Source organism: Nocardia sp. NPDC019219 (genome assembly GCF_040632645.1).
GTDB lineage: Bacteria > Actinomycetota > Actinomycetes > Mycobacteriales > Mycobacteriaceae > Nocardia > Nocardia sputorum.
Map to the genome: position 1 here is coordinate 1 of NZ_JBEYCG010000026.1, position 18,335 is coordinate 18,335.

Here is an 18,335-nt window from a genome sequence, read left to right on the forward strand (position 1 = left end):
AGCGCTCATCAGATCGCGAGTCAACGGCCCCATGGAGAACCCGTCACCCGCGATGTGATGCACCACGCACACCAGCACGTGCTCGGACTCGCTCAACACGATCAACCGCACCCGCACCGGCGGCGCGACCGTGACATCGAAACCCTCACTCACCGCGGCGGCCACCAACGCCGCCACCTCCGACTCGTGCGCACGGCGCACCAGCACATCCGGCACCGCCCGCGGGTCATCCACGGGCAACACCACCTGCACACCCTCACCGTCCACATCCGGATAGACAGTGCGCAACACCTCGTGCCGCTCGACCACATCCCGCACCGCAGCCCGCAGCGCCGCCACATCCAACTGCCCCGACAACCGCACCGCGACCGGAATATTGTTCACCCCACTCGCGGGATCGAACCGGTTCAAAAACCACATCCGCTGCTGGGCATACGACAACGGCACCCGCTCCGGGCGCGGCCACGCCCGCAACGCCTGCCCCGCCGCGGACCCCGCATGCGCCTCCACCCGCGCCGCCAGCCCAGCCACCGTGCTGACCTCGAACAGCAACTGCACCGGCACCCGCACATCCAACGCCGCACCGATCCGCGCCGCCGCCTGCGCCGCCAGCAGCGAGTTCCCGCCCAATTCGAAGAAGTCGTCATCCGCGCCGACGCGGCCGTCCTCCTCCGGCACCAGCAACGCCGCGAACACCTCCGCGACGATCTCCTCCACCGGGGTCGACGGCGCCCGGAACGCCCGCGCCGCGAACACCGGCTCCGGCAACGCCGCCCGATCCAACTTCCCCACCGGCGTCAACGGAATCTCGTCCAGCACCACCACCGACGCCGGAATCATGTACGCGGGCAAGGACTCCCCGATGAACTCGGTGAGCGCGTCGATGTCCACATCAGCGCCCGGCCGCGGCAGCACATAGGACACGAGCGCGGTCGCGCCCGACGGCAGCGGCTTGCCAAGGGTGGCCGCGAAGTCGATGTCCGGGTGGCTGGTGAGCGCGTTGTCGATCTCCCCCAGTTCGATACGGAAGCCGCGGATCTTCACCTGGAAGTCCGAACGGCCCAGGTATTCGATGACACCGCCGTCCTGGCTCGCGGACTCGGTGCGCCGCACCAGGTCGCCGGTGCGGTAGAGCCGCGCCCCGGGGTTGCCGGTGTCGGCGCCGAACGGGCTGGCGACGAATCGCTCCGCGGTCAGGCCCGGCCGGTTGAGATAGCCCTGCGCCAGCGCGGGGCCGGACAGATACAGCTCGCCGACCACGCCGGCGGGCACCGGCCGCAGCCGCGAGTCCAGCACGAACGCGCCGACTCCCGGGATGGCCGTGCCGATCGTGATGGGCTCGCCCGGCGCCATCGGCGGCGTGCTGGTGGCCAGGATCGTCGCCTCGGTGGGCCCGTAGCCGTTGTAGAACTCGCGCTCGGCCGCCCAGCGGCCGACCAGTTCGGGACCGAACTTGTCCCCGGCCACCACCACGGCCTGCAGGTCGTCCAGGCCGGCCGGGTCCACCGACTCCAGGGCGCCGGGCGTGATGAGCATGTGCGTGACGTGCTCGCGGCGCAACAGATCGGCCAGCTCGAAACCGCCGAATACCGACGGCGGCGCGATGACCAGCGTCGCGCCGGAAGAGAAGGCCAGCAGCAGTTCGAGCACGGAGACGTCGAAGTTCGGCGAGCAGACGTGCAGCACGCGCGACTCCTCCGTCACGCCGTAGTGCTCGCGCTCGGCGGCCACCAGCCCGGCCAGGCCGCTGTGGGTGACCACGACGCCCTTGGGCTTGCCGGTGGAGCCGGAGGTGTAGATGACGTAGGCCGGGTGCCGCTCGTCCAGCGGGCGGACCCGGTCGGTGTAGGAGATGGGGTGCTCCGGGCGCGCGGCGATGCGCGCGGCCTGCACCGGGTCGTCCAGCTCGATCCAGTACACGCCGGTGCCGAGCACCGGGCGGTGCGCCGAGGTGGTCAGGCCCACCGTGGCGCCGGAGTCGGCGACGATGTGGTTGATCCGGTCGGTGGGGTAGGTCGGATCCACCGGCACGTAGGCCGCGCCGGTCTTGGCGATGGCCCAGACGGCGAGCACCGACTCCACGCTGCGCGAGATCCCGATGGCGACCACGTCGCCGGGCCCGACGCCGCGCTCGATCAGCTCCCGGGCCAGCCGCGAGGACGCCGCGTCCAGCTCGGCGTAGGTGAGTTCCCGATCGTCGGCCAATTCTCCCGTGGGGTTGAACCGGATCGCGACCTCGGTGGCGGCGGACTCGACCGCGGCGGTGAGCAGCTGCGCGAAGAGCGGACTGCCCGACCTGCGGCGACGGCTACCGCGAGCAGAGCGACGGGCGGTTTCCATTCGAGTGCATTCACCTCTCGCATCGAGCCAGGACCCGGGCCTAACCCTGCTCAGGGTTCGTTATCCGGGGCCAGCGCGGACCGAGCAATCATATAGGGGCTTGACTGCCCAACCCGCGCGCTGTATCGGATTGCCGCGGCTGCCGTCGGTGCGGTCCGCGTCCCCCTTCGGTGGTGCTGTCCTCTCCTCGGACGCCGCCCACTCCCCCATGGAATCGGTGTCTTGCTTACCGCCTGCCGTTATATCGGCGCCGAGCCCCTCATGTTGCAGGACTCCCTTGATCGGTGAGCTTGCTCACAACCAGCCGCGCCGGGTGGCTTGCACCCCCGCCTGGAACCTGGTGCTCGCCCCGAGCCGCTCCAACAGCCGTGCGGTGCGGCGGACCACCGTGCGCCGGGACATGCCGAGCCTGCGCGCGATCGTGTCGTCGGTGGCGCCCAGCCCCATCAAGGTCAGGATCGCGCGATCGCGTTCGTCCAGCGCTTCGGCGGACGGATTCACCGAGATGGGCGCGGCCATCGTCCACAGTACGTCGAAAGTCTTGATCAGCAGCTCGAGCGTGGGCGAACCGGTGATGCGCAGACCCATCGGGTCGGGCCTGCGTTCGTCGGCGTGCAGCACCAGGCTGGCCCGCTCGTCGTCGCTGATGATCAGTTTGAACGGCGGATCCGGCAGGGTTCTGGCCTGCGCACCGCTGGCGTTGGTGGACAGCGCGTGCCGCAGCCGCTCCGGATCCTGGTAGACGGTGTCCTGGTACAGGGTCTGGTAGCGGATTCCGTCGGCGAGCCTGGCGCGTTTGAGCTCGAACAGCTGGCGTTCACGTTCCGGATCGCTGAGATAGGGGCCGCGCTCGACGAGCTTGACGCAGCTGCGCGCACCGGTCTGCATCTCCTCGAAATCGGCCAGCATCTCCAGGCGCTCGTACACCGGCACGACCGCGCCGTTGCCGCGGGGCGAGCGACGCACCGAACGGAACGTCTCGCTCAACCGGGCTGCGGCGGCGTGCATCTGATTGATCTCCTGTTGCCTGCGCCGCGCCTCGGCTTCGGACAACGATTCCGGCGCGTGCGCGTCCCACAGCGTTTCGCCGTCGGGCGACTCGATGCGGACCGCGGCGCGCACTTCACACAAGACATCCAACGAATCCGCGGCGAGGTCTTCCGAAACGCCCAGGTAATGCGCGATATCGGCGAGACTCGACCGGGGATGGTGCACCAGCACGGCGTAAGCGCGGCCGTGCGGCGACCCAGGCTCGAAGATGTCGCCCAGCTCGATCACGGCCCGAGCCTAGCGACCGACCGGTGCCTATTGGGCGGTTCTCCAAGACCCGGGCGCGAACCGCTTCCCGCGTCACCGGGACGCGGGAAGCTTCGCTGCGTGCAACCATGCACTGCTCGGAATGTCAAGTCGGACAGGGGAAGTCAGTGCGCCGACGGGCCCCACTCCATGGGCACGCCCTTGGCTGCCAGGTACGGCAGCGGGTCGATCTTGGAGCCGGACTGGTCCCAGATCTCCAGGTGCAGGTGCGGACCGGTGGACTGACCCCGGTTGCCCACGGTGGCGATCACATCGCCGGCGTTCACCCGCTGGCCCGCGTGCACGAACATCTCGTTCACGTGGCCGTAGACCGCGGTGGTGCCGTCGTCCTGCAGCACGCGCACCCACAGGCCGAAACCGGAGGCGGGCCCCGCCTCGATCACGGTGCCGTTGCTGACCGAGTGGATCGGCGCGCCCAGCGCGTCGGCGAAGTCGAGGCCGTAGTGCATGGCACCCCAGCGGCTGCCGTAGCCGGAGCTGATGGCGCCGGCCACCGGGCGCACCGCGGGCGCCGGAGCGACCTGCTGCTGCACACCCTTGAGGGCCTCCTCGGCCTGGGCCAAAGGTGCGGCGATCTCCGGGGGAAGATTGGGAATGCCGAACGGAGCGGCGACCGGGGCCGCGATCTCGGCCGCGACCGCGGCGGGTTCCGGCGCGGGCTGCGCGACCGGCTCGGCGGCAGCCTTCGCCTCGGCAACCGGCAGGATGCTCGTACCCTTCACGGTGGCGGGCGCGGCCTGCTGCTCCTCGTCGGCGTCGTGCGAACCGGGCAACAGCGGCGCGGCGTAAGCCAGCGCGGGAGCGACCTGGCTGGCAGCACCGATCAGCGCACCCGCCGCGACCGCGGCGGTGGCGGCGGCCTTCACACGCTCGGTGGCGGACGGCTCGGCGCGGTGCCGCGTCGGACGGCCCGTTTCGCCGCCGTCGCCGAGGAGGCTCTGGACGGTAATGGAACTGGGGCCTACACGGTGCTGCGACAAAACTGAATCCTCGGTCGTACCACTGGGTCAGGGATGCCGGAGCCCGTGCCGAGCCGGTTCTATAACGATCCGGTGTAGCCGGGCGGATAACGGTTTGGCATCCGTCGTGACGGGAACTCTACCGCGTCGTGACCATTCCGCAACCTTCCGGCGGAAAACGCTGGTGAGGTCCGGGTCACACGTCCAAATGCGCGACAATCGGACCGTGATCCTCGACCGCTTGGACGTTCCGATCGTGCTCGCCCCCATGGCGGGCGGCCCCTCCACTCCCGAGCTCACTGCCGCGGTGGCCGAGGCGGGCGGTTTCGGCCAGCTGGCCGCCGGCTATCTCAGCGCCGCCGACACCGCCGCCCGGATCGCGGCGACCCGCGCGCTCACCGGCAAGCGCTTCGGCGTAAACCTCTTCGTACCGGGTCCGCCGACGCCCCTCGCCGATTTGGCGGACTATCTCGCCGAACTCGGCGCCGATCACCAACTCGGGGATCCGCGCTTCGACACCGACGACTGGGAGGCCAAGCTGGACCTGCTCGTCGCCGATCCGGTCGCGGCCGTGTCCTTCACCTTCGGCTGCCCCGACGCCGCGGACATCGAGCGGCTGCACGCCGCCGGGTCCGAGGTCTGGGTCACCGTCACCTCGGTCGACGAGGCGCGCGTCGCGGTCGAGGCGGGCGCCGACGTGCTCATCGCCCAAGGGGCGGAGGCGGGCGGGCACCGCGCGACGTTCGTGGATCGACCGGCCGACGACTCCGCCGACCCGCTCGGCCTGCTCGCGTTGCTGCAACTGCTCACCGCCGCGACCGACCGTCCGCTGGTGGCCACCGGAGGTCTCGCGACGGGCGCCGGCATCGCCGCCGCGCTCGCGGCGGGCGCCGCGGCCGCGCAACTGGGCACAGTGTTTCTGCGCTGTCCCGAAGCGGGCACCAACCAGGCGCACCGCACCGCGTTGACCGCCGACACCCCGACAATGCTCACGCGCGCGTTCACCGGCCGCAGGGCGCGCGGGTTGCGCAACCGATTCCTGCTGCGACACACCGCCACCGCGCCGGCCGGCTACCCGGAGATCCACTACGCCACCGCCCCGCTGCGGGCCGCCGCACGAGCGGCCGGCAACTCCGACGACGTCAACCTCTGGGCGGGTCAGACCCATGCGCTGGCACCCGAGCTACCCGCAGGCGAATTGGTCGCGACGCTGGCAGCCGACACGAAAGCCGCACTGGAAAAAGCACTTTCGCGGCGAATCCAGCATTATTGACAACGACTTTCGATTAGACTCGGACATCGCATCGACGTCCAGCATTGGAGGAGAGCGCCATGTCCCTTGATGTCCCCACCGCACTACTCGAACGCGCCGAGCGCGGCGAGGTCGACGACGCCGACTTCGTCGAGGTCGTGCGCACTTCCCTGCCCTACGCCTGGGAAGTCGTCAGCCGGGTGGCCGGTGAGCTGCGTTCCGGCACGGCGGAATTCGCCGACAACACGATCGCGCCGCCCGACGAGACGGCGCGCGGGCAACTGTTGCGCGCCATGGCCTCCGACGCGATCCGCGGTGGACTGGAGCGGCACTTCGGCGTGAAGCTCGCCTTCCAGAACTGCCACCGGGTCGCCGCGTTCCCGCTCTCCGCGGTGGGCGGCGAGACCTACACCACGTTCATCGGCACCCGGGCGCAGCTGCTCAACCAGAGCCCGGAACTGCGCAACTGCTGATCCACCAGCCGAACACCCGGCGCGGCAAACCGTTTCGCCCGCGCCGGGTGTTCGCGTGTCCAGGGCCGCGCGCCCGCGCGTCGCCGCCGTCCGCGACGGGCCCCTACGCGTAGGGTGAACCGCCATGAGCAGCAACGATCTTCGCGAAGAGGTCGAGGCCCGGCTCGAGCCGTGGCAGCAACAGCTCGGGGCGGACCGCGCCGCCTACACCAATCATGTCCTGCGGGTCCTGACGCTGTGCGACCTCCTGGCCGCCGATCGGCAACCTCCGCCGAGCACCCGTGAGGAATTCCTGACCGCGGCCACCCTGCACGACATCGGCATCTGGTCGGCGGGCAGCTTCGATTACCTCGCCCCCTCCTGCGACCAGGCGCGCGCCTGGTTGGCGAGCATCGACCGCGACGACCTCACCGGGCTGGTGGTGACGATGATCGACCAGCATCACAAGATCCGCCCGGCGGGCCCGCCGCACAACCCGGTGGAGATCTTCCGGCGCGCCGACGCGATCGATGTCGAACTGGGCCTGCTCGGCCGCTTCGGCATCTCTCGCCGGACCTATAGCGAGCTGGCGAAGCGCTATCCGAATCACGGCTTCCACCGCAGGCTGGTGACGCTGACCGCGCGGCGGTTGCGGACCCACCCCGCGTCACCACTGCCGATGCTGAAGTGGTGACGCGGGGCGACGGGGTCAGCCGAGCGTGGTGACTTCCAGGTCGCCGTCGGCGTACTGGCTGCGCAGCCGCTTCTTGTCGAACTTGCCCACGCTGGTCTTGGGGACCTCGGCGATGAACGTCCAGCGTTCCGGCAGCTGCCATTTGGCGAACTTGTCGGCCAGGAAGTCGCGCAATTCCTCGGGTTTCACCTCGGCGCCCTCGGCCAGCACCACCGCCACGAGCGGGCGCTCGTCCCACTTGTCGTCCGGCACGCCGATCACGGCGGCCTCGGCGACCGCCGGGTGCCCGATCACGGCATTCTCCAGATCCACCGACGAGATCCACTCGCCGCCGGACTTGATCACGTCCTTGGAACGGTCCACCAGCGTGAGGTAGCCGTCGGGGCTGATCTTGCCGACGTCGCCGGTGCGCAGCCAGCCGTCGTGGAACTTCTCCGGATCGACCACCGCGCCGTCCGGCGAATAGTACGAGCCGGTGATCCACGGACCACGCACTTCCAGCTCCCCCAGCGACACGCCGTCGTTGGGCACCACGCCGTCGTCACCGACCAGACGCGCCTGCACACCCGCCGGGAAACGTCCCTGGGTCACCCGGTATGCCCACTTCTCTTCCTCGGTCACCGCGGTGGCGGGCGGATGCGCGACGCTGCCCAGCGGCGAGGTCTCCGTCATGCCCCAGGCGTGCAGCACCCGCACGCCGTGCTTGTCCTCGAAGGTGCGCATCATCGACGGAGGAACCGCCGAACCGCCCACCACCACCGCGCGCAGATGGGTGATGTCCTGCGGATTCGCCGCCAGCGCCGCCAGCACCCCGCCCCAGATGGTCGGCACCGCGGCGGCGAAGGACGGCTTCTGCGCGGCCATGCACTCCAGCAGCGGCCCCGGCTGCAGGAACCGGTCGGGCATGAGCAGATTCGAACCGGACATCAGCGCCGCGTACGGCAGGCCCCAGGCGTTGGCGTGGAACAGGGGGACGATGGCCAGGATGGTGTCGGTTTCGAACAGACCCATGCCGTTGTTCGCGCTCACCTGCATGGCGTGCAGCCAATTCGACCGATGCGAGTACACCACGCCCTTCGGATCACCGGTGGTGCCGGAGGTGTAGCACATCGCCGCGGCGGCGCGCTCGTCGATCACCGGGAAGTCGTAGGTGTCCGGCTGCCCGCCGAGCAACTCGGTGTAGGAGTGCACCTGCACGCCCTCGGGCGCGGTGAGGGTCGCCGCGTCACCGTTGACCACGACGACGTGGCGGACGGTCGTCAGGTGCGGCAGGATCTGGCCGAACAGCGGCACCAGCGTGCCGTCCACGAGCACCACCTGGTCCTCGGCGTGATTGGCCACGTACACGACCTGATCCGGGAACAACCGGATATTCAACGCGTGCAGCACCGCGCCCATCGCGGGCACCGCGATGTAGGCGACCAAGTGCTCGTTGTTGTTCCACATGAACGTGCCGACCCGGTCGCCGACCCCGATGCCGAGCCCGCGCAGCGCGTTCGCCAACCGCGCCGATTCCGCGCCGACCTCGCGGTAGGTCATGGTGCGCACGCCGGTCCCGGTCCAGGTGGACACGGTCGAATCGCCGGCGAACGTCGATGCGTAGCGCAGCAACGTGGCCAGCGACAACGGCTCGTCCTGCATAGTGCTCAACATCGGAACTCCTTTTTCTTCGGTGACTTCCCGTCAGAAAGCCAAGTCGGTTTCGGCCCGCCGCGGGGTCCGGCGATGTGATCCGTCGAGCGAGCCCGCCGGGCGGGTCCCTTCGGGATTCCGAATCGGATCGCCGCTGGTGAGCACGGCGCACGACAGCGCATGTCCGGGATCGGCCCACGCCGCGTGATCGGCGCGGCCGAGACGACCGAGGGCACTGCGGGTTTCGGGTCCGGACGGGCTACCCACCCAGCGCGGGAGCATCGAACCGTACTTCCGGCCGAGGTCCGAGCCGGGCTCGATCCGGGACGGCGGTCCGGGAGCCGCGGCGACGGCGTCCGGCCGGATCACCTGCGAGCGGTCGAGTTCGCCGCGAAAGACCTTGTAGCCACGGTTGAATTCGGCGCCCGTGCGGATGGGGCGCGTGCGCTCGGCAAGGCGGCCTCGGGCCGGTGCCTCCGTCGACGCGACGGCGTCGGAATCCTCCGCGATGCGGCAGGGTGAGACTCGGCCGGGAAGCTGAGCGATGGTCGGCACAGGCGGCGGCATGGTTCAGCACGCACCGACCATGAGCCACATCACACGGGCGATGCTACCCAACGGTAGGCCGCCCCGGGCGACGGCTGCGGGCAATCCCGAGCGCAGCCATCCGATGGCGTGCGCCCTCAGTTACCGCTGGTCAGCTCGGCGCGAACTCGGCAACGGATGCGCTGCCCGCCGACCATCCCGGCAAGGCGACCTCGATAGCCGATCCCTATGCTCCTGCCGCACCCGGCACCGCGAGCTCGGTATGCGCCGGATAGGCGTGCACCACAGCTGTATCCAGCTTGGGCACCACGTGGGTGAGGGCGTGCTGGGCCTCGTGCGCGACCCGATGCGCGTCCGCGAGCGTGATCGTCGGCGCGACGTCCAGTTCGACGTCGGCGTGCAGCCGATGGCCGATCCACCGCATCCGCAGGCTGCGCACGCCCTGCACGCCCGGCTCGGCGGCCAGCGCCCGCTCCGCCGCGGTGACCAAGCCGGGCTCGACGGCATCCATCAACCGGCGCAGCACGTCCCGTGCGGCGGTTCGCAGCACCGCGAGAATCGCGATCGTGATGAGCAGGCCGACGATCGGATCGGCCAGCGGGAAGCCCAGCGCCACTCCCGCCGCACCGAGCAGAACGGCCAGCGAGGTGAACCCGTCGGTGCGCGCGTGCAGACCGTCGGCGATCAGCGCCGCCGAGCCGATCCGCCGCCCCACCCGGATCCGGTACAGCGCGACCGTCTCGTTGCCGAGGAACCCCACCAGCCCGGCCGCGGCGACCCAGCCCACATGCTCGAGCGGCACCGGATCCAGCAGCCTGCGCACCGCCTGATACCCGGCGATCAACGCCGACAAGGCGATCATCGCGACGACGAAGAGCCCGGCCAGATCCTCCGCCCGGCCGAATCCGTAGGTGTAGCGCCGGGTCGCGGCCTTGCGGCCGAGGGCGAACGCGATCCACAGCGGCACCGCGGTCAGCGCGTCGGAGAAGTTGTGCACGGTGTCCGCGGCCAGGGCCACCGAACCGGATGCGGCGACGATCACCAGTTGCAGCGCCGCGGTGCACCCGAGGACGACCAAACTGATCTTGACCGCCCGGATGCCGACCGCACTGGCCTCCAGCGCGTCGTCCATGCTGTCGGCGGCGTCGTGACTGTGCGGGACGAAGATCTCCCGCAGCACACCGACCGCGCCCGGCCGATGTCGATGATGCTGTCCGGCATGGTGGTGGTGCGGGTGATGATGCCGGTGGCTCATGACGCGCTCGCCTCGTCTCGGCTGGGGAAGTCGCGCACGGCGGCGGCGCGGTGGTGCGCGGGGACGCCCGGCCCGGCATGCTCGGCGTTGTACACCGCGTCCATCACCAACTGCCGGACGTGCTCGTTCTCCAGGCGATAGAAGATCGTCGTCCCGGACCGGCGAGTGTTCACCAACCGCGCCATGCGCAGTTTGGCCAGGTGCTGCGACACCGAGGACGCGGGCTTGCGGACCTGTCCGGCCAGGTCGTTCACCGACAGTTCGCGATCGACCAACGCCCACAGCACTTGCACGCGGGTCGGGTCGGCGAGCATGCGAAACACCTCGACAACCAGCCCGACCTGATCCTCCGCGAGCGGCGGCCGCATTTCCTGGTTATCTGCATTCATACGCAGATATTAGAACAGACGACGCCGCCGGTACCAGAGCTCCGGGCCGACGTGGCGGCGGCACCCCCTGCGTCGCCGCCGACACGCCGGTCGACCCCGAATCCGAACAGTTTTGTCTTAGCCGAGTGTGGCGTCGGTGCGCCAGGCGAGGAAGCAGTTATCACCCGAATGAGACAAACCAATCGTGCAGGCGCACACCCGTTTTCGGTCCACCTCCCAGAAAACGGCGCTGACCAGCACGAATGACCACGGGCCTCGGCAGGGTAACCGCGCACCTGTACACACAGCTGCACGTGCAGCACGACGGCGCGAGCGCCCGGCAACTCGATCGCGCGCGGCCGAGGAAGGACGAGCCGCTCCGATCGGGCCATTCTGCACCGAACTCGTCGCTCGTGCGGGAATCATCCCGAATCGTGATGTCCGGCTGCGCCCGGCCCGCCGCACACCGCCGCCGAGGGCGACCCCGAGGGGCACTCGGCATCGCCCGGTTACTGTGAATCCCGGGAAACACATCGAGCGACCGTGGAGTAGACGACATGCCAGTGGACCGAATGCTGCCCACCCCCGAGGCAAGGGACCTGCTGGAACTGACCCGCGACATCGCCGACAAGGTGCTCGAACCGCGCGTGGCCGAGTGCGAGAAGACCGGGATCTTCCCCGATGGCGTCTTCCCCGCGCTGGGCGCGGCGGGATTGCTGAGCCTGCCGTATCCGGAGGAATTCGGCGGCGGCGCGCAGCCCTACGAGGTGTATCTGCAGGTGCTCGAGGAACTCGCCGCCCGGTGGGCCGCCGTCGCCGTCGCCGTCAGCGTGCACAGCCTGAGCTGCCATCCGCTGTTCACTTTCGGCACCGACGAGCAGAAGCAACGCTGGCTGTCCGGAATGCTCTCCGGCGAGACCATCGGCGCCTACAGCCTTTCCGAGCCGCACGCCGGTTCCGACGCGGCCACGCTGCGCTGCCGCGCCACTCCGGTCGAGGGCGGCTACCGGATCACCGGCGCCAAAGCCTGGATCACCAACGGCGGCCGCGCCGACTTCTACACCCTGTTCGCCCGCACCGGTGAAGGCTCGCGCGGAATCTCGTGCTTCTTGGTCACCGCCGGCACCGAGGGACTCAGTTTCGGCAAACCCGAGGAGAAGATGGGTTTGCGTGCCGTGCCCACCACCACCGCGGCCTACGACGACGCGTTCCTGCCCGAGGAACGGCGCGTGGGCGCCGAGGGGCAAGGCCTCTCGATCGCCTTCAGCGCGTTGGACTCCGGACGCCTCGGCATCGCCGCGGTCGCCACCGGCCTGGCGCAGCGCGCCCTCGACGAGGCCGTCGCGTATGCCAAGGAGCGAGAGGCGTTCGGCCGCCACATCATCGACCACCAGGGACTCGGCTTCGTGCTCGCCGACATGGCCGCCGCCGTCGACTCCGCCCGCGCCACCTACCTCGACGCCGCCCGCCGCCGCGACGCGGGACTGCCGTACTCGCGCCAGGCCAGCGTGGCCAAGCTCGTGGCCACCGACGCCGCCATGAAGGTCACCACCGACGCGGTCCAGGTCTTCGGCGGCTACGGCTACACCCAGGACTTCCCCGTCGAGCGCTATATGCGCGAAGCCAAGGTGATGCAGATCTTCGAGGGCACCAATCAGATTCAGCGTCTGGTCATCGCGCGCCAGCTCGCCGGGAGCTGACGCCTCCGGGTGGCCGGAAATGCCGATTGATTGACCGCGGATGTCTTCCGACCTGCGGATACCGGCTCGTACCCTCGAAACATGACGACGCCGTCCATCATCATCATCGGAGCCGGATTCGGCGGGCTCGGCATGGCGCTGGAACTGCGGCGGGCCGGGGTGGACACCTTCACGATCCTGGAGCGCGCCACCGACCTCGGCGGCGTCTGGCGGGAGAACACCTACCCCGGCGCGGCCTGCGACGTGCCTTCCCCGCTGTATTCCTTCTCCTACGAGCCGAAGTCCGATTGGCCACGGCGTTTCTCCGAACAGCGGGACATCCACGCGTACATGCGGGGCGTCGCCGACAAGCACGGCCTGCGGCGCTTCATCCGGTTCGGCACCGAGGTGACCGACGCGGAGTTCGACGAGCGCACCGGCCGATGGACCGTCCGCACGGCCGACGGGGCGCAACTGACCGCGGACGTCCTCATCCCGGCGGTCGGGCAGCTCTCGCGCCCCGCGCTGCCCAACATCCCCGGCATCGACACCTTCACCGGTCCCGCCTTCCACTCCGCCGAGTGGGACCACGACGTCGACCTGACCGGCAAGCGGATCGCCTGCATCGGCACCGGGGCCAGCGCGATCCAGTACATCCCGCGCATCCAGCCGGACGCCGCCCACCTCACGCTGTTCCAGCGCTCGGCGGCCTGGGTGCTGCCGAAAGCCGACGTCGAGTACAGCGCCCTGCACCACGCGCTGTTCAAATACTTCCCGCCCAGCCGCCTACTCGAACGATTCGCCATCTGGTCCGTCTTCGAACTGCTCGCCCTCGGGCTCACCGACATCCCAGCAATCAAGACCCCCGTGATCGCGCTGGCCGACCGGCACCGGGAAAAGCAGGTCCCCGACGCCGAGCTGCGCGCGAAACTGACACCCGACTACGCGGCCGGATGCAAGCGCGGTCTGTTCTCCAACGAGTACTTCCCCGCGCTGGCGCAGCCGAACGTCACCGTGGAGACCACCGCCATCGAGGCGATCACGCCGACCGGAATCCGCACCGCCGACGGCGTCGAGCACGACGTGGACGTCATCGTCTACGGCACCGGCTTCAAAGGCACCGAGTTCCTGGCGCCGATGAACATCTACGGTCTCGGCGGGCGCAAGCTGGCCGACGTCTGGGGCGACGAAGGCGCCCGCGCCTACCTCGGCCTGTCCGTGCCGCAGTTCCCGAACCTGTTCCTGATGTACGGCCCGAACACCAACGTCGGCGCCGGCTCCATCATCTACATGCTCGAATCCCAGGCCCGCTACATCCGGCAGGTGGTGCGGTACCTCACCGACCGCCCCGGCCGCTATCTCGCCGCTCGCGCCGCCACCGAGCAGCGCTGGGACGACTGGCTGCAGCAGCGACTGAAGGACACCCCCTGGAACTTCTGCTCCAGCTGGTACCGCAACGCCTCCGGCCGGATCACCAACAACTGGCCCGGCGCCACCGTCCTCTACCGCCACAAGACCAGGACCTTCGACCCCGCCGACTACGACGAGGCGCAGGCGCCCGCCGCGCACTGACCTGAACGCTCAGCCAGACCTCAGCTAGCCGACAGTAAACTGACGTTGTCCGGGATCTGTCGGAAGAGGTGCCCATGTCGTGGCTGCTGATCGTTCTGGTGCTCGTAGTGCTGATCGCCTTGGTGGCATGGCAGACACAGCAGAGCAAACATCGTGGAGCCACCGAGCTGGCCGACGCTCTCGCCGATGCCCGGCAAGTGAACGAACGACTGGGCGGCCAGGTCTACAGCCTCTCCGGCAGTAACGACGCCGCCGTCCAAGCGCTCGCCGACGCCTCCGAACGGCATATCGCGGCCGGTGCGCAACTCGACCAGGCACGCACGCCCACGCAGGCACGGCTGGCGAAGCAGACCGCGCTGGAAGGGCTGTACTACATCAGAGCCGCACGGACCGCGATGAACATGGACCCGGGCCCCGCGATCGCCGCCCTCGACGGCCAGGACACCGCCGGGCAGGTCACCGAGAAGCGCGTAGTCGAGTACGACGGCAGGCAGATCGCGGCCGCACCCGATCCGTCGTCGTCGACGCCGAACTACTACCCCGGCGGCCGAGTGGCCGGACGACCGGTCCCCGCAGGCTGGTACTCGGAACCCTGGTGGAAGCCCGCACTGATCGCCGGCGCCTGGGGCGTCGGCTCGGCCCTGCTGTTCACTTCCCTGTTCTCCGGCATGTCCGGGGTCGCCTACGGCGCGCAAGGCTTCGAGAGCGGCTACGGCGAAGGCTTCCAAGACGGACTGGCCGCGGACGACGGTGGCTACGACCAGGGTGGTGACTACTCCGGCGACTACGGCAGCGGAGGCTACGAGGGCGGAGGCTATGACGGAGGCTCCGGCGGGTTCGACGGAGGCGGCTTCGACGGAGGCGGCTTCGACGGAGGCTTCTGACCCTCCGGTACACCCCTAGGACAGCGATGCGGACTCCGAGCCCGTGACCCGGTAGACTGCGAACGTCCCGGGCGGGCCGAGCCCACCCAGCAAGCCTTCGTAGCTCAGGGGATAGAGCACCGCTCTCCTAAAGCGGGTGTCGCAGGTTCGAATCCTGCCGAGGGCACCAACCTGCAACAGCGTTTACGCAGGCCACGGCGACTTTTTGGCGTTGCCGGTTCGATTCCTTCAGGGGCACCATTCGTCGTCCATACGCAATTTCGTGCCCAATGAAGACACACAGGTCAAACGACCGCGCTGGTACAACCTCCAGCAGCACGAGACCAGGAATCGCACTGGATTCAACACCGGTCGACGTCTCCCTGATCCGCCTGCCACTTCAACAGTGCAGCAAGCGCCTTCGCCTGGGCAGCGGCAACGCGTTCGCCTTCCACACCACCGACATACTGAACCTCGAAAGACACTGACAACCCAGAACACACCGCGTCAACAGCCCGCTCGCCAGCTAATCCGATCTGGCCACCACTAGATCCGCCAACTGCATCACTGCCGTCTCTACTTGTGACACTCACCGCGCCATGGCTCACCGGCACGTCCGACCCGGATATCGCCGAGTCAGTGGGATCGACCCCTTTGTCACCATCCACGCGGGAGATTCTCGATCCGATCACACTCCAGTCCTGGCAGGCGCGCGCATGAAGGCCTATCCGCCCGAAGCGGAAAGGGCAGCACCTCCACGGCACTTAGACGGCACCACCCCCTCTGTACAGCCCAGGACCAGGCAAACAGCGCGCGCGAAACACCTTCTGGTACTGCGTAATTCGAGACAATGGGCACACATGTTCGACATCCGGCCGATGTTGCGCTCATTGTATTGCTCGCGATATCATTGCTAGCTGCGTGCCGGTGAATATGGAGCGTCGCCGCTAGCCGCCAAGGGGGCGCGCCGTGACGGCAGTCACGTGGATAGCGCTGGGCGGAGCCATCCTGAACCTCGGGTTACTACGCCGCCTCATCTGGCGAGGCCAGGGGCAATGACTTACTGCCGGTCCGACACCACGAATCGAAGTAGACCGCGCGCCCTTCGGCCGCGTGGCTCTGATGTCTGATGACCTACATTGTGTTCCCGCGACCTCTACCGTCAAAAGCGCCTACGGCGTCAACCGCGCTGATGACTATCGCCGCCCTTTGACCGCAGAGCCTCCACGCGAGGGGGGCACCTTGGAACGCAGTCATTATGAGTTGTCCGTGCGCCTTTCAAAGCCCTGATGCCGTGACGGCCAGTGCCCGCGAGGACCGAGAGTCCGACCGATGCGCAAGTCGGTCGAGCACCACGTTCGGACGGATTTGCGGCCGCGAATAAGGGGGCGTGTCGGTGTTCGCGCATAACATCGGACCATGCGCTCAACGAACACTCAAGATCGAGAATGGTTCTCCCACAACGGCCATCGCACCTTCGAACTCGCCAACCGGCTCTATCACATGGCCTCCGCCGGCCTGCCGACAATCGCCCGCATTCGCGACCAGCAGTCGGAGCCCCAGTTCATCAGGACTTGGTCTAAAGACACCCTCGTTCATCGCCTCACAGAAATGGCCATCCACGACATGTTCTACGACGAGGCGGGTGCCAAGCCTTCCACGTGGGAGGTTCACAACAAGGCGACGCCGGGGGAGTACCGCACGGTGCGGTACATGTCGGTGACTGTGGCGCTGCGCCATTATGGCCTCGAACGTGCATGCGACAGTTTCGAGGTACCCAGCACACCTAATGCCGCCGACATATGTCATGACTACTTTGTCAACGATGTGATGTGGAGCGCGCCTTACGAGCAGCTCGTGCAGACGATGGCCGATGAGGTCTTCCACACCGTCTTCCCGTACCGCACCATGCTCTACAATCTTAACTGGATCGCCGCCACTCTAATCTCCGAACTCGACGTTGGAATGTACAGCGACAAACCCGAGATCGACAAGCTCTTCGCACGGCCGGGACGGCTCAAACGAAAGAATATTCCGGATTGGGTTCAGCGAGCCGTTTTCTTTCGGGATCAAGGGCATTGCACCTACTGCCGACGTGACCTGACTGGGCTGATGCACGCGATGTCCAGGGAGAACTACGACCACATGGTTCCCCTCGCGGAGGGCGGCTTGAACGACGTCACCAACCTTCAACTGCTGTGCAACGATTGTAATTCGAAGAAATCCGCCAAGATCATCGAACCCAGCAACCAGTACATCCGGTGGTTCACCTTGTAAGGAACTAGTCAGCTTACCAAGCCTGACCCAGACGAGCCCGCTACGCACCTGGACCGCCGGTCACGTCCTCAGGCCGACCGCGACGTGCGCAGCAGCGCACAACCAACGGATTCCGTCCAAAGATTCCAACAATCTTTTTCGCAGGTCGGACACACGCTGCTACTGGTACCAACAATCACCGAGAGCGGCAGGCTTAAGACTGTTCTCACGCCACCATTAATACCTCAACAGTTCACCGTGGGCTTCGACAACGGAGGAAACTACGACTAGCACGAGATCGGAGCGGCACGAACTTCGACCACATGATCCCTCTCGCCAACGGAGGACTCAATGACGTCACCAACTTCCAGCTACTGTGCGGGACGGCAACGGAGCAAAATCGGATAAGCCTTCGATGCTGGCGAAAAATACCGCCGGTGGTTTCCTCAATGATCACCAATGCCGCTAAGTGCTCATCGCCAGCACGATGGTCCAGCTGGCGACGACGTACGATCGCACGCGGACGACCGCCTCGGGCCGCGATGAAGAATCGCATGGACCGCCAACGACTAGGAATCGGCGTGTCCGGCGGTGTACGGTTTATCATCGTGTCGGACGATGGCGAGTACTTCATCGATCCCGTTGTTAGCAAGCGAATGCGAGCAGTCCGCAACCGGGATACGCGCCCCGAGATGCAGATCCGCTCTGAGCTGCACCGGATCGGACTGCGGTACCGGGTGAACCGGCAGCCTGTCCCCGGGGTGCGCCGGTCCGCTGACATCGTGTTCGGTCCGGCTCATGTGGCGGTTATGGTCGACGGCTGCTTCTGGCACGGTTGTCCGAGACATATGCGGCCCGCGCGCCGCAACCACGACTTTTGGGCGGACAAGATTGTGGCCAACCAGGTCCGCGATCGGGAGACCGATCAGATGCTCACCAAGGCCGGGTGGCTCGTGCTGCGGATCTGGGAACACGAGGATCCCGCCGAAGCCGCCGCCCGAATCGCCTCGGTGGTCTCAGCTCGGCGTGCACCACCACATGCCACCTGACCCCGTCTTTCGGCCTGGCTGTCGCACCTACTCGGGGACAAGTCACTGTCAGACCTCCCTAGTGCGCTGATGACTTGTCGGCCGGGCGCTGTACGATCCGT

General features: G+C 67.9%; 16 protein-coding genes and 1 tRNA gene. 9 read left to right on the forward strand and 8 right to left on the reverse strand.

What is annotated here, in order from left to right; translation table 11 throughout:
* From ABZ552_RS32760 to ABZ552_RS32770, 3 genes are all read right to left on the reverse strand, one after another.
* Positions 1–2,340, reverse strand: a 2,340-nt coding sequence (locus ABZ552_RS32760) for an amino acid adenylation domain-containing protein (RefSeq protein WP_357441741.1), incomplete at its 3' end; no start/stop codon positions are given.
* A gap of 294 nt (positions 2,341–2,634) precedes the next feature.
* Positions 2,635–3,618, reverse strand: a complete 984-nt coding sequence (locus tag ABZ552_RS32765; protein WP_281875653.1) for a LuxR C-terminal-related transcriptional regulator — start codon at positions 3,616–3,618, stop codon at positions 2,635–2,637.
* Positions 3,619–3,761: 143 nt separating this feature from the next.
* Positions 3,762–4,637 carry a M23 family metallopeptidase gene (locus ABZ552_RS32770; protein WP_281875654.1) on the reverse strand — a complete coding sequence of 292 codons (876 nt, stop codon included), beginning with the start codon at positions 4,635–4,637 and terminating at the stop codon, positions 3,762–3,764.
* Between the two features lie 205 nt (positions 4,638–4,842).
* Between ABZ552_RS32770 and ABZ552_RS32775 the strand changes: the two genes are divergently transcribed.
* The 3 genes from ABZ552_RS32775 (at position 4,843) to ABZ552_RS32785 (ending at position 7,014) form a co-directional block, all read left to right on the forward strand.
* On the forward strand, positions 4,843–5,889 hold the full coding sequence (locus ABZ552_RS32775) for a nitronate monooxygenase (protein WP_281875655.1): 1,047 nt from the start codon (positions 4,843–4,845) through the stop codon (positions 5,887–5,889).
* A gap of 59 nt (positions 5,890–5,948) precedes the next feature.
* A complete protein-coding gene (locus tag ABZ552_RS32780; RefSeq protein ID WP_159849904.1) occupies positions 5,949–6,341 on the forward strand; it encodes an SCO5389 family protein in 393 nt (130 codons plus the stop codon).
* 124 nt (positions 6,342–6,465) lie between these two features.
* Entirely contained in the window at positions 6,466–7,014 is a 549-nt protein-coding gene (locus tag ABZ552_RS32785) for an HD domain-containing protein (RefSeq protein WP_357441744.1), read from the forward strand.
* Between the two features lie 15 nt (positions 7,015–7,029).
* Here the strand turns inward: ABZ552_RS32785 and ABZ552_RS32790 are convergent, their stop codons facing one another.
* The 4 genes from ABZ552_RS32790 to ABZ552_RS32805 form a co-directional block, all read right to left on the reverse strand.
* Positions 7,030–8,667: a long-chain fatty acid--CoA ligase gene (locus ABZ552_RS32790; protein WP_357441746.1), complete on the reverse strand. Its 1,638-nt coding sequence runs from the start codon at positions 8,665–8,667 to the stop codon at positions 7,030–7,032.
* Positions 8,668–8,697: 30 nt separating this feature from the next.
* On the reverse strand, positions 8,698–9,201 hold the full coding sequence (locus ABZ552_RS32795) for a hypothetical protein (RefSeq protein WP_357441748.1): 504 nt from the start codon (positions 9,199–9,201) through the stop codon (positions 8,698–8,700).
* A 217-nt stretch (positions 9,202–9,418) separates the two neighbouring features.
* The gene (locus ABZ552_RS32800) at positions 9,419–10,447 is read right to left on the reverse strand and encodes a cation diffusion facilitator family transporter (RefSeq protein WP_281916560.1); all 1,029 of its coding nucleotides are present in this window, start codon (positions 10,445–10,447) and stop codon (positions 9,419–9,421) included.
* Positions 10,444–10,815, reverse strand: a complete 372-nt coding sequence (locus ABZ552_RS32805) for a metalloregulator ArsR/SmtB family transcription factor (RefSeq protein WP_281881160.1) — start codon at positions 10,813–10,815, stop codon at positions 10,444–10,446. The genes ABZ552_RS32800 and ABZ552_RS32805 overlap by 4 nt, the downstream gene beginning before the upstream one ends.
* A gap of 557 nt (positions 10,816–11,372) precedes the next feature.
* On the opposite strand from ABZ552_RS32805, the gene ABZ552_RS32810 reads away from it, so the two are divergent.
* The 4 genes from ABZ552_RS32810 (at position 11,373) to ABZ552_RS32825 (ending at position 15,119) form a co-directional block, all read left to right on the forward strand.
* Complete coding sequence (locus ABZ552_RS32810) at positions 11,373–12,515, forward strand: acyl-CoA dehydrogenase family protein (RefSeq protein WP_357441750.1); 1,143 nt, start codon at positions 11,373–11,375, stop codon at positions 12,513–12,515.
* Positions 12,516–12,596: 81 nt separating this feature from the next.
* Entirely contained in the window at positions 12,597–14,066 is a 1,470-nt protein-coding gene (locus tag ABZ552_RS32815; RefSeq protein ID WP_357441752.1) for an NAD(P)/FAD-dependent oxidoreductase, read from the forward strand.
* A 74-nt stretch (positions 14,067–14,140) separates the two neighbouring features.
* Complete coding sequence (locus ABZ552_RS32820; protein ID WP_357441754.1) at positions 14,141–14,950, forward strand: DUF1542 domain-containing protein; 810 nt, start codon at positions 14,141–14,143, stop codon at positions 14,948–14,950.
* 93 nt (positions 14,951–15,043) lie between these two features.
* A tRNA-Arg gene (locus tag ABZ552_RS32825) sits at positions 15,044–15,119 on the forward strand.
* 172 nt (positions 15,120–15,291) lie between these two features.
* Here ABZ552_RS32825 and ABZ552_RS32830 read toward each other — a convergent pair.
* Positions 15,292–15,597, reverse strand: a complete 306-nt coding sequence (locus ABZ552_RS32830) for a hypothetical protein (RefSeq protein ID WP_357441755.1) — start codon at positions 15,595–15,597, stop codon at positions 15,292–15,294.
* A gap of 751 nt (positions 15,598–16,348) precedes the next feature.
* Between ABZ552_RS32830 and ABZ552_RS32835 the strand changes: the two genes are divergently transcribed.
* Both ABZ552_RS32835 and ABZ552_RS32840 read left to right on the forward strand, forming a co-directional pair.
* A complete protein-coding gene (locus tag ABZ552_RS32835; protein ID WP_357441757.1) occupies positions 16,349–17,206 on the forward strand; it encodes an HNH endonuclease in 858 nt (285 codons plus the stop codon).
* Positions 17,207–17,841: 635 nt separating this feature from the next.
* Positions 17,842–18,234, forward strand: a complete 393-nt coding sequence (locus ABZ552_RS32840) for a very short patch repair endonuclease (RefSeq protein WP_357441806.1) — start codon at positions 17,842–17,844, stop codon at positions 18,232–18,234.
* The last annotated feature ends 101 nt before the right edge of the window (positions 18,235–18,335 follow it).

Bases quoted from the DNA above. Each gene is read 5' to 3' on its own strand.
- ABZ552_RS32780 (WP_159849904.1), top strand. From the start codon at position 5,949: ATGTCCCTTGATGTCCCCACCGCACTACTCGAACGCGCCGAGCGCGGC.
- ABZ552_RS32785 (WP_357441744.1), top strand. From the start codon at position 6,466: ATGAGCAGCAACGATCTTCGCGAAGAGGTCGAGGCCCGGCTCGAGCCG.
- ABZ552_RS32790 (WP_357441746.1), bottom strand. From the start codon at position 8,667: ATGTTGAGCACTATGCAGGACGAGCCGTTGTCGCTGGCCACGTTGCTG.
- ABZ552_RS32800 (WP_281916560.1), bottom strand. From the start codon at position 10,447: ATGAGCCACCGGCATCATCACCCGCACCACCACCATGCCGGACAGCAT.
- ABZ552_RS32805 (WP_281881160.1), bottom strand. From the start codon at position 10,815: ATGCGGCCGCCGCTCGCGGAGGATCAGGTCGGGCTGGTTGTCGAGGTG.
- ABZ552_RS32810 (WP_357441750.1), top strand. From the start codon at position 11,373: ATGCCAGTGGACCGAATGCTGCCCACCCCCGAGGCAAGGGACCTGCTG.
- ABZ552_RS32815 (WP_357441752.1), top strand. From the start codon at position 12,597: ATGACGACGCCGTCCATCATCATCATCGGAGCCGGATTCGGCGGGCTC.
- ABZ552_RS32820 (WP_357441754.1), top strand. From the start codon at position 14,141: ATGTCGTGGCTGCTGATCGTTCTGGTGCTCGTAGTGCTGATCGCCTTG.
- ABZ552_RS32835 (WP_357441757.1), top strand. From the start codon at position 16,349: ATGCGCTCAACGAACACTCAAGATCGAGAATGGTTCTCCCACAACGGC.
- ABZ552_RS32840 (WP_357441806.1), top strand. From the start codon at position 17,842: ATGCGAGCAGTCCGCAACCGGGATACGCGCCCCGAGATGCAGATCCGC.